Genomic DNA, 12,013 nt, shown 5'->3' with positions numbered 1-12,013 from the left:
TGAATGAGGTAAAGGGCGCCCCCACCCTGAGCTTTGGGTGGGGGGAGTGGCTCGTGGGAGCTCGCGGTTGCTATATCACAAAAGCCTCAGTTTTTCCAGTAAAAAAAATCCGGCCAATTTCTGTGGGAACTCTTATAGAACCGAAGTCCTTCTATGTTTTAACGCTGGGATCTTCTTTCTTACCTTCTCTAATTCTTCCAAGTCGATCTCTGCGAAGACCACCTTCTCTCCTTCTTTTCCATCAGCGAGAATCTCTCCCCAAGGATTGATCACTAAAGAATGACCGAAGGTTTCTCTTCCTTTGCTATGCGTTCCTGTTTGGGCAGGGGCTAGGATGAAACATTGGTTTTCAATGGCTCTTGCTCTCAGCAAAATCTCCCAGTGAGCCTGGCCGGTGACCTTCGTAAATGCGGAAGGAACAAAGATGATCTCCGCATTTTGATCTGCCAACTTCCGGAACAATTCCGGAAATCGAAGATCATAGCAGATAACGCTAGAGATATTTCCTAACTCCAGGCTGTGATATACCTCTGCAGGAGAATCTCCCGCTTCTACGGTTTTAGATTCTCTGTATTCGATCCCGTCTCCGGGGTTTGTGTCGAATAGATGGATCTTATGATAGCGAAACTTTTCCGAACCGTCCGGACTATAGAGAGAGGCAGTATTGTATACTTTTCCGTTGATGGAAGGATTCGGATAACCTCCCGCTAAAATATACACCTCGTACTTTTTAGAAAGTCTATGTAGTAATTCTCTAGTCTTCTCCTCAATCTCATGAGCTCTTTCCAACTTCTCCTTTTCAGGACCGAAATAAGAGAAATTTTCCGGAAGGCCGATCAACTTGGCCCCTCCCTGAGAAGCTTCTCGGATAAGAGTTTCGCAACGATTTAGATTATGATCCAGGTCGGAATCGCTATTTAACTGAATGAGGGCAGCGCGAAAACGTGGCATAAGTAAAGTCTCTCAGATTCGGAAGGAAATTGCAAAATGAATTATTGGCCGCATTCTGCTTGTCTTGTCGTTTTACGCGGAAATTTTTGTAAGACATGTCCTTCGCGTTAAAAGAATTCAAATCCATTCAGTCCTTCTACCAATCTTTGGATCATAAAGAAAACTCCTGGGCCCTGGTGTATCTTTTATTGCGATTCTTGAGTAGCGGGGAAGGAGCCATACAGGCAGTTCAAAAAGCCTGGCTCCAGGGTTTACCTGAAGATCTTTCGGAGGAGAAGAAGAAAGAGGCTTCCGAGAAAGTCTTGGAACTTGCAGATCTTATCTTAGATTCATTGCGTGCATGGAGAGATCTTGCAGACGAAGAAGGATCCGAGGCAGTCATGGAGGACGTTTTGGAACTGGGCCAAACTGTTCTTATGGAAACCAGAGAGATGGGAGAATTTTCCTCATTGATCAAGGAAGAATCCTTGGATATTATCTCGGATCTCTGCACTGCCTGCGGCGTGGAGATCCCGAAGGCCGGATATAAAAAGATCGATCTTTCCAAATTCGACGACTCCGAGATCGCGGAAGAAGTGGAAGAATGGACCATCGCTCTTTCTTCTTTCGAAAAGGCAGAAGAAGCCTCCGATCTGGAAGACGGATTTCTCGTCTTATTCGTTAAGATCTTTCTATTTTATATTTTCTTTAAGTAGAGATCTGCTCTTACAGATCCGTAAAGATCTCTTTTACTGCAGACACAACATCCTCAATATCCGAATCCGTCATTCCTGCAAATAAGGGAAGAGAAAGGGTCTTTTTATACATTGCATCCGCGTTCGGATAATTCTTCCGATCGAATCCGAATCTTTGGTAGAACGGATGCTCGTACAGAGGAATGAAATGTAGGCTAGAGCCTATATTCCTTTTATGTAATTCTGCGCTCAGGATATCCCTATTGATCTTTTCTGGTACGGTGTCTACTTCAACTCTGAATAAATGCCAAGAATGATCTCCGTCGGTTGCGGGTAAGGGCAAATGTAAAAATGGTAATTGTGTGAATTCGGAACGATAGATCTCTGCGATCTGGGTCCTTCTTCTCCAGAGCTCATCCGCTTCAGATAATTGCACGATCCCGATGGCAGCTGCGATATCGTTCATATTGTATTTGAAGCCGGGAGAAACCACTTCGTAATACCAGCCGGGACGTCCGTAAGTCTCTCGGTTGATCCCGTGCAGTCTCATCAATTTCATTCTTTCCGCGAAGTGTGCATGTCGGGTGGTGACCATCCCGCCTTCTCCGGTAGTAATGCCTTTAGTCGCGTAGAAACTGAAAACCGTAAAGTCTCCGTGAGTTCCTATCTTTCTTCCCTTATGTGTTGCGGGGAATGCATGAGCGGAATCTTCTATTACGTAAAGATGATATTCCCTTGCGAGAGAATTGAGCTCGTCCATATCACAGACCGCTCCTGCCAGGTGCACTGGCATCAATGCTCTTACTGTTTTTCCGGTTTTCTTATGGATCAGGTTCCCCTTGGAGAAGACACACTCTCTTTCGATCGTAGCCTTCAGGGTCTCCGGGGTCATCAGGTTGTAGATCGGATCCACATCGGTGAGAATGGGTTCAGCACCAAAATAGCAAACTGTCTCTGCGGTAGCCGTAAATGTTACTGCAGGAACAAGGACTGCGTCTTCCGAGCAGAGCCCTATGGATTCTAATGCCAAATGCAGACCGGCAGTCGCAGAGTTCATGGCAAGAGCGAAATCCGCTCCGCAATATCTTGCGAACTCTTCTTCGAATTCTTTTACCTTTGGTCCTGCCGTGATCCAACCTGAACGCAGTACCGCCGCCACTTCTTCTATCGCCTTTTCGGAAATTAAGGGGAGTGCGAATGGTAAAAACGTTTTTCTTGCTGTGATCATGCGACAAAATCCTCCGACGCTTCTTTTAGGATCGGCGGAATTTCGGAAAAGATAAGGGGAAAACCGTCGGAATCTTTTTAGGAATTGAAATCCGAAGGGGTTTTACTTACCCTGCTCCCGTGGGTTTATCCTTCGCGGAAATTTTAGATAGAATTCGGATCCTGGATCGGGATGTCTCGGAATTAAACCGTCTCAAGAGCAGGCTGCCTGCCGACAGGCCGTATTCCTCTTCTCTTCAAATTTCTTTCGACAAACAGATCAATAACCTACTCAACGAACGGATCCGTCTCTTGGATCTGGAGATCACCGATCCTCCTCGCTGGCTCTTAGGTGATACGGATGCGTACGAGGCGGGCCGTCAGACAGCTTCCTCTCTTTTAGAACCTGCAGACCTTTCTTCCAAGAAGCTCCAGGATCAGGATGTTATTAATCTTATTCGGGAATTGCCTAAGACGGAGATCCATCTTCATCTCGAAGCCTGTGTGAACAAGGAGACGATGAAGAAGTTGATGGTAAAGAACGGCATCCAACTCAGCGAAGAGGATTTCGAGGCCAAATTCAATTTCAAGGATCTGAACGGCTTCATCCAAGTATTTTTCTTTATCCAAAGTTTGGTCAAGGAAGCGGGAGATCTATACTACTTTGTAGGAAGTCTCGCGGAGTACATGCGCGCAAACAATATCCTATACACCGAAGTATTCTTCGCTCCTTCTAAGTTCATTCAGAACGGTCTCGATTTCGAAGAGATGATCCATCAACTTGTTGAAGGGATCAAAGAAGAGAAGGCCAAGGACGGAATAGAGATCAAGATCCTAGTAGATGTTTCCCGTTCCTTCGGTCCGGAGAACGCGATGAACAATTTGAATCGTGTTCTGAAGCTCAAGCAAAAGGAAATTATAGGGATCGGTCTTGGCGGCGCCGAATTGATGGGACCGGCCAGAGACTACGCAGAAGTCTTTAGAAAGGCGAGAGAAGCAGGACTCAGGACTGTGGCTCACTCCGGAGAGGATGATGGGCCTTGGGCAATCTGGGAAGCAGTGGAATTATGCAAGGCCGAAAGGATCGGTCATGGAACTTCCGCTATCCAAGACCCGGAACTCGTGAATTATCTGAGAGAACATAAGATCCCGATAGAGATTTGTGTGACATCTAACGTGTTTACCGGAAAGTATGTGCGTAAGGAGCAGAATCACCCTGTTCGTTATTATTACGACCAAGGCCTTCCTCTTTGTATCAATACGGACGATCCTGAAATATTCAATGTAAACCTTACGTATGAGTATTTTAAACTCTGGAGATTCTTGGACTTCTCCTTGGATGAGATCGTGGATCTGATCCGTCAAGGAGTGTATTCTACCTTCCATCCTCAAAAAGAATCTCTGTGGAAGGACATGGAAACCAAGATCAAAAAGGTAAAAGAAAAGTACGGTCTTTTAGAACCCAGCCTGAAATAGAACTCCCTTCCCTTTCTTTTACTACTGAAAACCTTCGGAACTCAGTCAAAATCTTTCTTGCAATCGATATCAGACTTCGCTTAGAATTCCATTCCGGAGTTTACTATGAAGTTAAAGATATTCCTCGGTGTGATTGCCCTTCTTCTCCTTTCTGGGCTCGGCTATTTTTATCATTTGGGTGCGTTCGATCCGGTTCAAGTGAAGGAAGAAACCTTAGGGCCTTTCTATGTTCTATCTCATGATCGAGTAGGGAATTATAGAAATGTAAGTGAGACCTTCGATGTTATTCAAAAGGAATTCCCGGCAAAGGGGATCAAGAATTATAAACTTTTCGGGATCTATAAGGATAATCCGAATACTGTCCCCGAGGAAAAACTCAGATGCGAAGTAGGTGCTCTCTTCTCGGAGCCTCTCACTGAGATCCCTTCCGGATTTTCCTTGCCTTTAAAATATAGAACTATCGAGAGAAAGAAATACATTACTGCGGATTTTCCTCTCAAGAGTTTTGTTTCTATCTTTTTGGGGATCTTTAAGGTCTATCCTGCGCTGACAAAGGCTTGTATGGACAGAGGTTGCAGTATGGAGGGAAAGTCTTCCATGGAGATCTACGAACCTAAGGTAGAAAAGACTTCCAAATATCTTTTCTCTTTGGATTGAATTCCCGAAGAAGGAGTTTCTGCGGGCATCCAGGATCTTGGGTTCCAAGGAGAAAGTTCTAAAAGTTCCATTCGAATTTTGTTTGTTCGGATAAATAGGGATTTTCAATTTCCGAAAAGTCAGAGCTGATTGTCGCCTATGCGCGTTTTACGAACCTGGTTCTATTATTGCCGTGTCCCGGAAAGGATCTGGAAACGGCTCTTGAATCTTGGTGCTGGGACAGGACCCGGAGCCAAATACGTTGTAGCTACGAATGCGGTCGTCTTGATCAGCGCTGTCTTCTCTATACTATATTATATTCTCTTTACGTTCTTGGGACTAATGTTCCCGATCTGGTTCTATTCTTTTTGGTCTCTGAACGCTCTCGGTTATATCTTGGTTCTCTTCTTTAATATGAATGGGTTCCATAAGACTGCAAGGATCCTACTTTCCGTCGTTGGTACAGTGCAGCTTTTTATGATCTCCCGTATTCTTCCTCAGAGTGCGGGTTTGGATCTATATATACTCGCGAGTTTTACTCTTCCCTTTTATATTTTCCCTCCCGAAGAAAAAAAGTTCATCTATGTGATGGAAGGAGCCTTGGCCTTATTATTCGTATCTGTTCATATCATTCCTTACTTTTACGAACCTATCTTTCATTTGGACCCGAAGTACCAGGTTTATTTCTATTTCACGAGCTTGGTGTTGGTGGTAGCCTGGTTTTCCTTTATAGGCAAGGAGCTTGCCCAAGCTGCATGGAGTGCCGATCAATCTCTCAAGGAAGAAAAAGAAAAAACAGAATTACTCTTATTGAATATTCTTCCTAGGGAAACCGCGGAGGAGTTAAAGAAGAACGGTAGCGCTGAACCTAAGTTTATTTCTCAGGCCACAGTACTATTCACCGATTTTTATGGATTTACTTCCATTGCGGAGAAGCTGACTCCCAACGACCTGGTCAAAGAACTGGATTTCTGTTTTCGTCATTTCGATTCTGTCAGCGAAACCCATCATTTAGAGAAATTGAAAACGATCGGGGACGCATATATGTGCGTGGCAGGGGTTCCTTCTTATCGATCCTCTCATGCGATCGATAGTTTATTGGCAGCTCTCGAAATGCTCGAACGTTTGGACGAACTATCCGAATTAAAGAAGAAGGGACCGAATTGGAAGGCAAGGATTGGAGTTCACTCGGGACCCTTGGTGGCGGGAGTGATCGGTGCCAGAAAATTCTCTTACGACGTATGGGGGGATACGGTCAACCTAGCAAGTCGAATGGAATCCAATAGTGAGCCAGGAAAAGTAAACGTAACGCAATCCGTTGTGGATCTGACGAAAGATTTCTTTCAGTTCAAGTCCAGAGGGAAACTTCCTGTCAAGAACAAGGAAAAGACCGCTATGTTCTTCTTGCTCGGATTAAAAAAGGAATATAGGGATAAACGGAATCCTCGCAATCCGAATGCAAAGTTCTGGGAAGAATATGGAAAGAGGTTCGGGAGACGGGAGCCAGTTTCTATATATTAAATTTTTCTAATAATTTTTTAGGAGCGACCAATTTGTAAGCTTCGATTACGTGAAAGCGAATCTCTTCGTCGGAGTTCTTGTCGAGGTGGAGTCCGATCCAACCCCTTGGTCCTACGTATGCAGGCTTGAAGAATCGGATCGGATCAAATTCCAATAGAGCTTCTTGCTGATCGAAAGTCGATTTTAACCAAAGTCCCAACCTACCGTCTCCATGATGGTTGACCCGATACATCGCAAACATTTTGGATCTGATCCGAAATGTAGGAGCGTCCCAAGCATCCACCTCGGTGACTTCGGGAAGAGCAAGACAGATCTTTCGGACTCTGGCTAAATGATCGACTTTCTTAGGCATTGACCTAATAATTAAGCTTTCGCTGCTTCTAGTCTTCTCCAAAGAACATAAGAAGCCGTAGTAAGGATCAACATAATAAACGGAGTTGGATAGTTCGGATCTTTTGCCAATAGATGCGAAAACCCTGCACCTAACACGTTAAATGTGATCCCAGCATACGCCCATTCTTTTAGTCTTGGGAATTTAGGATAAAGAAGTGCAAGTGCACTTAAGCCTTTTGCTGGCCCTAAGATATAAGTGATATAGCCTGGGTAACCTAGATGTGCAAGTCCTTCCAAGACCTGAGGGTTCTGGCTAGTATACGCATAAGCGCCGAATAAATTTCCAAGAATGATCGGAGCGGTGATCACCCAATACAGTATCTGATTTGTTTTTTTGCTCATAGAGTCCTCTTTTTCCAGATTCGATCTGTTAGTTGATAAATGTCGAGTATGAACTTAAAGGTCTGCGTTACAGTCTTTTTCCGTATAAGTTGAATTAGACTTCGTTCTGATCCGAAAGCTTGGGAGAAGGTCCAAGTCGATCTAAAAGAGTTCCCACTTCTAAATTTATGCCAATCTGTCATTTTCGAAAGTAAACTAAAATACAATAAAATAGTTTACTTTGTATTACCGGCTTCGTCTGAATGGAAGAAGGACGGTGCGTATGGATTTTCCGGAGAAGCTTACGAAATGGAACGAATTGGTCCGAGCCAAACCAAGGTTCTTAGTTTTTGCCTTAGTTCCTATTCTTCTCATCTTAATTGTTTTGTTTTGGAGAACTAGGAATTCCCACAAGGATGTCTCCGAGATCATACAAGGTTCCATTATCGAATCCGTTTATGGTCTTGCAACGGTGACTTCTTCCGATGTGTATCATCTGAGAGTGGCAGTTCCTTCTTCCATTCGTAAGATCTTTGTGGAAGAAGGGGATCAAGTAAAAGAAGGAACTCCTCTCGTAGAGTTCGATAGCTTCGGGACCATGCGCTCTCCTTTGGATGGAGTGGTCACCAAGGTTGCGTACGAAACGAAAGAAACTGTGGTCCCGCAAACTCCGGTTGTAACCGTTATGGATCTTAGAAAAAGATATCTGATCGTTTCTTTGGAAGAGAAGGGGGCGGTCAAGATCCAGAAAGGACAAAAAGTGAGGATCCGTTTCGAGGCTTTAGGGGAGCAAAACTTTAACGGAGAGGTAAGATCCGTTTATCCTGCAGACGGACAATTTCAAGTACATATCACGCCGGAAAATATTCCCCCGCAGATCCTTCCTGGTATGACTGCGGATGTTGCGATCCAGACCTCTGCAAAAGAGAATGTGATCCTTGTGCCGATCAAAGGGATCAGCTCAGGAAAGATCAATATATTAGAAAATGGTAAAGTAAATACCAAAGAGATCCGAACTGGGCTCGTAAACTCGGAATACGCGGAACTTATCTCAGGAGAAGTAAAACTAGGGGACAAGGTTCTATTGCTGGGGGATAACTAATGCTCTTCATCGCTCTTCGGCAAATGTCCGCTCGTAAAAGCCAAACCTTTCTGACATTGCTCGGGATCGTTTTGGGAGCTACCGCTTATATAGTGATCTCAGGGATCCTATTAGGTTTACGAGAGTATCTGATCGATCAGCTTGTGAACAACGATGCTCATATCCGGATCTCTTCTCAGGTGAAGATCATCGGAGAGAAGGATCTGGATAATGTTTTGTTCCGCTCTAAGGAAATCCCTTTCTGGTCTGTTCCTCCTTCCGGGAGAAGGGATAGCGAAGAGATAGAGAACCAGGCAGGTTGGCAAAAGAAAGTCAGTTCGGATCCCGAAGTGGAGGCGAGTTCTTCCCAATTGCAGACCAAGGTAATCTATCGAAAGGGAAAGATCTCGGAGGCGGGTAGGATCATCGGCGTCAAGCCGGAAGCTCAATCTAAGGTGGCTCGGATCAAAGAGAATATCATCCAAGGTGATTTCTTGGATATCATGGAAAGCGGAAACAAACTCGTGATCGGAGAAGGCTTACGACTTCTTTTGGGAGCGAGGATCTCTGATACCGTATACATAAGCACAGGCAAGTCGGAACCGATCCCTTTCAAGATTGTCGCCGCATTTCAAATGGGAAACAAGGCGATAGACGACACTTCTGCCTATGCGAATCTCGCGGACGTCCAAAATCTAAACCAGACCCCGAATCGGATCAGCGATATCGCAGTCCGATTGAAGGATGTTTCCAGAGCCACTCCTAAAGCAAGGGAATGGGAGAGAGAAGGAGACGTGAAAGTGCAGAGTTGGGAAGATGTAAACGCCACATTTATTTCTCTCTTTAAGATGCAAGACGCGATCCGATACGCTCTCGTAGGAACAATCCTACTAGTCGCAGGATTCGGGATTTATAATATTCTAAACATCGTTATAGGGCAGAAGAGAAGGGAGATCGCTATTCTCCGATCTATGGGTTTCGAGTCTTCCGATATCCTTACGATCTTTTTAATACAAGGGTTGCTGCTGGGGGTTACAGGAGGAATTTGCGGAATGCTCTTGGGCTATCTGATTTGCAGAAGGTTAGAGCATGTATCTTTTTCAAACCCACTCATGCAAACCAAGTCGGGAATGATGATGGTCTCCTTCGAGTTCCCCATTTATTTTCAGGCATTTTTATTGGCGTTCATCGCTACCCTGATCGCTAGCATTTTTCCCGCCAGATCCGCGAGTAAATTATCCCCGATCGAGATCATCAGGGGGGAATGATGAGTATATTGATCGAAGAAATACGAAAGAGTTTCGGCAAGCCTCCTACCGAGGTCATTAAGGGGATCAGCCTGGAGATACGTGCGGGAGAATTCGTTTCCCTAACCGGAAAGTCCGGTTCGGGAAAGAGTACCCTCCTGTATTTGATCAGCAGTCTCGACGATCCTAGTGGCGGTAGAGTTAGCATAGATGGAAAAGATATACATTCTCTTGATCAGAAGGAATTGCATGCATTCAGGAATCGTCATATGGGTTTCGTTTTCCAATTCCATTACCTTCTTCCTGAGTTTACCGCTTTAGAGAATGTATTAATGCCTGCACTCAAAGCGGGAAAGCTTCCGGAAAAAAGAGAAGAGGCCATCCGATTACTGAAGAGATTCGATCTGGGAGATAAGTTGAACTATCTCCCTTCTCAACTTTCCGGAGGACAGATGCAAAGGGTTTCTATCGCTCGAGCCTTAGTGATGAGGCCTAGATATCTTTTTGCGGATGAACCGACAGGAGCGCTGGATTCGAAAAATGCAAAGGTCGTAATGGATATCTTTAAGGATATCAATCATTCGGATGGAACTACGGTGATCATGGTGACCCACGATCCCGACTTCGCCAAGTCTGCCAAGAGACAGATAAGACTGGTGGATGGCAAGATCTCCAACGGAAGAGAAAAATGATTGATAGGATACTAGAAAGAACCTTTCTTCTTTTTCTGTCTTCCGGATTTGCTAAGACAAATACGGATCAGATCGCTAAACATATAGGGATCAGCAAAAGAACATTATATAAATATTATGATACTAAAGAGAAGCTGATCGATTCCGTGTTCGAACTGATGAGATCTAAGGTACAGGCAAAATTCAACGCAGTATTGGCGGATCGAAATAGGGACCCGATAGACAGACTCAAGGAAATCCTGTTTTTTATCTCCGACTTGGGCTCTAAGATGTCTAAGACATTTGCAAAGGATTTGGAGACCGCTCGTCCCGATCTTTTCGATACCATGAAGGAATTTAGAAAACAAAGGATACTCAGTCTTTCCGATCTACTGCGAGAAGGACAGAAGGCCGGTCAGATCCGTAAGGATATCACTCCTGAGTTGACCATCGATATCCTGATCGCCGCAGTGGACGGGGTATTGAATCCGACCTATTTATTCCAAAGCCCTTATTCGAATACGACAGCCTTCGAAGCGATAGTAAACATTTTCTTAGAAGGTGTTCAAGAGAGAAAAGGATCGGCCAGAAAAAAACGGTCCTGAGCCGACCATTGAGGTTTTACAGAAACATTATAGAGTTTTTAAGTAAGCCATGATGAATGGTTCTATGTCCCCGTCCATTACGGCTTGCACATTCCCAGTCTCATGATCCGTACGATGATCCTTGACCATATTATAAGGATGGAATACGTAAGAACGGATCTGGTTTCCCCAGGCAATGTCCTTCTTTTCTCCGGATTTCTTTTCTAAGTCGTCCTTGAGTCTTTCTTGCTCCAGTTCGTACAATCTAGCTTTCAGCATTTTAAAGGCAGTGTCCCTGTTCTTGATCTGGGATCTTTCGTTTTGACAAGCAACCACGATGCCACTGGGAATATGAGTGATACGGACCGCGGAGTCTGTGGTGTTAACGTGCTGACCACCTGCTCCGGAGGAACGATACACATCCACTCTGATATCCTTGTCTTCTATCTTGATATCAATGTCATCGTCTAACTCGGGACTTACGTGTACGGATACGAAGGAAGTGTGTCTGCGCTTATTTGCATCGAACGGAGAAATACGGACTAACCGATGGACCCCATTCTCGCATTTTAGGAATCCGTAAGCAAAATCGCCGATCACATGGATGGTCGCGTTCTTGATTCCTGCACCGTCACCTTCTTGAAAATCAACGACGCTGTACTGATATCCTTTCTTATCGAAGTATTTCAAATACATCCGAAAGAGCATCTCCGCCCAGTCCTGGCTTTCGGTCCCACCAGCGCCCGGATGTATATTCAAGAAAGCAGGTTTCATGTCTTCCGGTTCGTTCAACGCACCCAGCAATTCGAGTCTTTCGAATTCGGTTTTCAGTCTTTGGTAATCGGAACTGAGTTCGTCTACTCCATCCTCTCCTTTCTCTTCGAAGGTGAGTTCTACTAGATCGGGAAAATCTAATATATCCCTGCGAATGGAGATCCAAGGATTAAGCTTTCTTTCTAACTCGGTCTTTCTTTGGCTGATCGATTTTGCCTGATCCGGATTATCCCAGAAACTAGGCTCTGCAATTCGATCGTTGAAGGATTTGAGCTGATCCTGGTCCTTGTCCAGGTTGAGAAGTTTCCATCGATTTAAAAAGTTTTCTTGCAGTTCCTTGGAGAGGCGCTTTAGTTCTTTTGCGTTTCTGACTTCCATAGCTGGATATATTATAAAATCCTTTTGTTACTAAATTCGGAATGCGCCGAGTCGGGTCGCGATCTAACGGAGGTAAATGCGGCGCGTATTAAGTTTGTAA

13 protein-coding genes are annotated in these 12,013 nt (G+C 44.7%); 8 read left to right on the top strand and 5 right to left on the bottom strand.

Going from position 1 to position 12,013, the window contains the following annotated elements; genetic code table 11:
- Positions 1 to 132: 132 nt before the first annotated feature.
- A complete protein-coding gene (locus EHO57_RS05230) occupies positions 133 to 951 on the bottom strand; it encodes a carbon-nitrogen hydrolase family protein (RefSeq protein ID WP_135646186.1) in 819 nt (272 codons plus the stop codon).
- A gap of 95 nt (positions 952 to 1,046) precedes the next feature.
- On the opposite strand from EHO57_RS05230, the gene EHO57_RS05225 reads away from it, so the two are divergent.
- The gene (locus EHO57_RS05225) at positions 1,047 to 1,646 is read left to right on the top strand and encodes a hypothetical protein (protein ID WP_135646187.1); all 600 of its coding nucleotides are present in this window, start codon (positions 1,047 to 1,049) and stop codon (positions 1,644 to 1,646) included.
- 10 nt (positions 1,647 to 1,656) lie between these two features.
- On the opposite strand, the gene EHO57_RS05220 is transcribed toward EHO57_RS05225, so the two are convergent.
- Positions 1,657 to 2,853, bottom strand: a complete 1,197-nt coding sequence (locus EHO57_RS05220) for a DegT/DnrJ/EryC1/StrS family aminotransferase (protein WP_135646188.1) — start codon at positions 2,851 to 2,853, stop codon at positions 1,657 to 1,659.
- A gap of 119 nt (positions 2,854 to 2,972) precedes the next feature.
- Here EHO57_RS05220 and add point away from each other — a divergent pair, with 119 nt between their 5' ends.
- From add to EHO57_RS05205, 3 genes are all read left to right on the top strand, one after another.
- Positions 2,973 to 4,307 (top strand): adenosine deaminase, encoded by a 1,335-nt coding sequence (gene add / locus EHO57_RS05215; RefSeq protein WP_135646189.1) that lies wholly within the window; start codon positions 2,973 to 2,975, stop codon positions 4,305 to 4,307.
- Positions 4,308 to 4,412: 105 nt separating this feature from the next.
- A complete protein-coding gene (locus EHO57_RS05210; RefSeq protein WP_135646190.1) occupies positions 4,413 to 4,964 on the top strand; it encodes a GyrI-like domain-containing protein in 552 nt (183 codons plus the stop codon).
- A 138-nt stretch (positions 4,965 to 5,102) separates the two neighbouring features.
- A complete protein-coding gene (locus EHO57_RS05205) occupies positions 5,103 to 6,464 on the top strand; it encodes an adenylate/guanylate cyclase domain-containing protein (protein ID WP_135646191.1) in 1,362 nt (453 codons plus the stop codon).
- On the opposite strand, the gene EHO57_RS05200 is transcribed toward EHO57_RS05205, so the two are convergent.
- Positions 6,454 to 6,816 (bottom strand): MmcQ/YjbR family DNA-binding protein, encoded by a 363-nt coding sequence (locus tag EHO57_RS05200; RefSeq protein ID WP_135646192.1) that lies wholly within the window; start codon positions 6,814 to 6,816, stop codon positions 6,454 to 6,456. The genes EHO57_RS05205 and EHO57_RS05200 overlap by 11 nt on opposite strands.
- Positions 6,817 to 6,827: 11 nt before the next feature.
- The gene (locus tag EHO57_RS05195) at positions 6,828 to 7,199 is read right to left on the bottom strand and encodes a DoxX family protein (RefSeq protein WP_135646193.1); all 372 of its coding nucleotides are present in this window, start codon (positions 7,197 to 7,199) and stop codon (positions 6,828 to 6,830) included.
- 262 nt (positions 7,200 to 7,461) lie between these two features.
- On the opposite strand from EHO57_RS05195, the gene EHO57_RS05190 reads away from it, so the two are divergent.
- Genes EHO57_RS05190 through EHO57_RS05175 form a run of 4 tightly spaced genes read left to right on the top strand, consistent with a single transcriptional unit; the run spans position 7,462 to position 10,782 of the window.
- Positions 7,462 to 8,280, top strand: a complete 819-nt coding sequence (locus EHO57_RS05190) for an efflux RND transporter periplasmic adaptor subunit (protein WP_135646194.1) — start codon at positions 7,462 to 7,464, stop codon at positions 8,278 to 8,280.
- Positions 8,280 to 9,527 (top strand): ABC transporter permease, encoded by a 1,248-nt coding sequence (locus tag EHO57_RS05185; RefSeq protein ID WP_135646195.1) that lies wholly within the window; start codon positions 8,280 to 8,282, stop codon positions 9,525 to 9,527. Before EHO57_RS05190 ends, EHO57_RS05185 begins: the two co-directional genes overlap by 1 nt.
- On the top strand, positions 9,527 to 10,198 hold the full coding sequence (locus tag EHO57_RS05180) for an ABC transporter ATP-binding protein (RefSeq protein ID WP_135646387.1): 672 nt from the start codon (positions 9,527 to 9,529) through the stop codon (positions 10,196 to 10,198). The genes EHO57_RS05185 and EHO57_RS05180 overlap by 1 nt, the downstream gene beginning before the upstream one ends.
- Complete coding sequence (locus tag EHO57_RS05175; RefSeq protein ID WP_135646196.1) at positions 10,195 to 10,782, top strand: TetR/AcrR family transcriptional regulator; 588 nt, start codon at positions 10,195 to 10,197, stop codon at positions 10,780 to 10,782. Before EHO57_RS05180 ends, EHO57_RS05175 begins: the two co-directional genes overlap by 4 nt.
- 27 nt (positions 10,783 to 10,809) lie before the next feature.
- On the opposite strand, the gene prfB is transcribed toward EHO57_RS05175, so the two are convergent.
- Complete coding sequence (prfB, locus tag EHO57_RS05170; protein WP_135646197.1) at positions 10,810 to 11,913, bottom strand: peptide chain release factor 2; 1,104 nt, start codon at positions 11,911 to 11,913, stop codon at positions 10,810 to 10,812.
- Positions 11,914 to 12,013 lie beyond the last annotated feature (100 nt).

The organism is Leptospira langatensis (genome assembly GCF_004770615.1).
GTDB classification, from domain to species: Bacteria; Spirochaetota; Leptospiria; order Leptospirales; family Leptospiraceae; genus Leptospira_B; species Leptospira_B langatensis.
Note: the sequence above shows the minus strand (reverse complement) of the source record. Positions and strands in the feature narration are given on the sequence as shown.

Coding starts and splice junctions, on each gene's coding strand:
- prfB (WP_135646197.1), bottom strand. CDS start 11,913: ATGGAAGTCAGAAACGCAAAAGAACTAAAGCGCCTCTCCAAGGAACTG.
- EHO57_RS05220 (WP_135646188.1), bottom strand. CDS start 2,853: ATGATCACAGCAAGAAAAACGTTTTTACCATTCGCACTCCCCTTAATT.
- EHO57_RS05180 (WP_135646387.1), top strand. CDS start 9,527: ATGAGTATATTGATCGAAGAAATACGAAAGAGTTTCGGCAAGCCTCCT.
- EHO57_RS05195 (WP_135646193.1), bottom strand. CDS start 7,199: ATGAGCAAAAAAACAAATCAGATACTGTATTGGGTGATCACCGCTCCG.
- EHO57_RS05205 (WP_135646191.1), top strand. CDS start 5,103: ATGCGCGTTTTACGAACCTGGTTCTATTATTGCCGTGTCCCGGAAAGG.
- EHO57_RS05210 (WP_135646190.1), top strand. CDS start 4,413: ATGAAGTTAAAGATATTCCTCGGTGTGATTGCCCTTCTTCTCCTTTCT.
- EHO57_RS05175 (WP_135646196.1), top strand. CDS start 10,195: ATGATTGATAGGATACTAGAAAGAACCTTTCTTCTTTTTCTGTCTTCC.
- EHO57_RS05190 (WP_135646194.1), top strand. CDS start 7,462: ATGGATTTTCCGGAGAAGCTTACGAAATGGAACGAATTGGTCCGAGCC.
- EHO57_RS05230 (WP_135646186.1), bottom strand. CDS start 951: ATGCCACGTTTTCGCGCTGCCCTCATTCAGTTAAATAGCGATTCCGAC.
- EHO57_RS05225 (WP_135646187.1), top strand. CDS start 1,047: ATGTCCTTCGCGTTAAAAGAATTCAAATCCATTCAGTCCTTCTACCAA.
- EHO57_RS05200 (WP_135646192.1), bottom strand. CDS start 6,816: ATGCCTAAGAAAGTCGATCATTTAGCCAGAGTCCGAAAGATCTGTCTT.
- EHO57_RS05185 (WP_135646195.1), top strand. CDS start 8,280: ATGCTCTTCATCGCTCTTCGGCAAATGTCCGCTCGTAAAAGCCAAACC.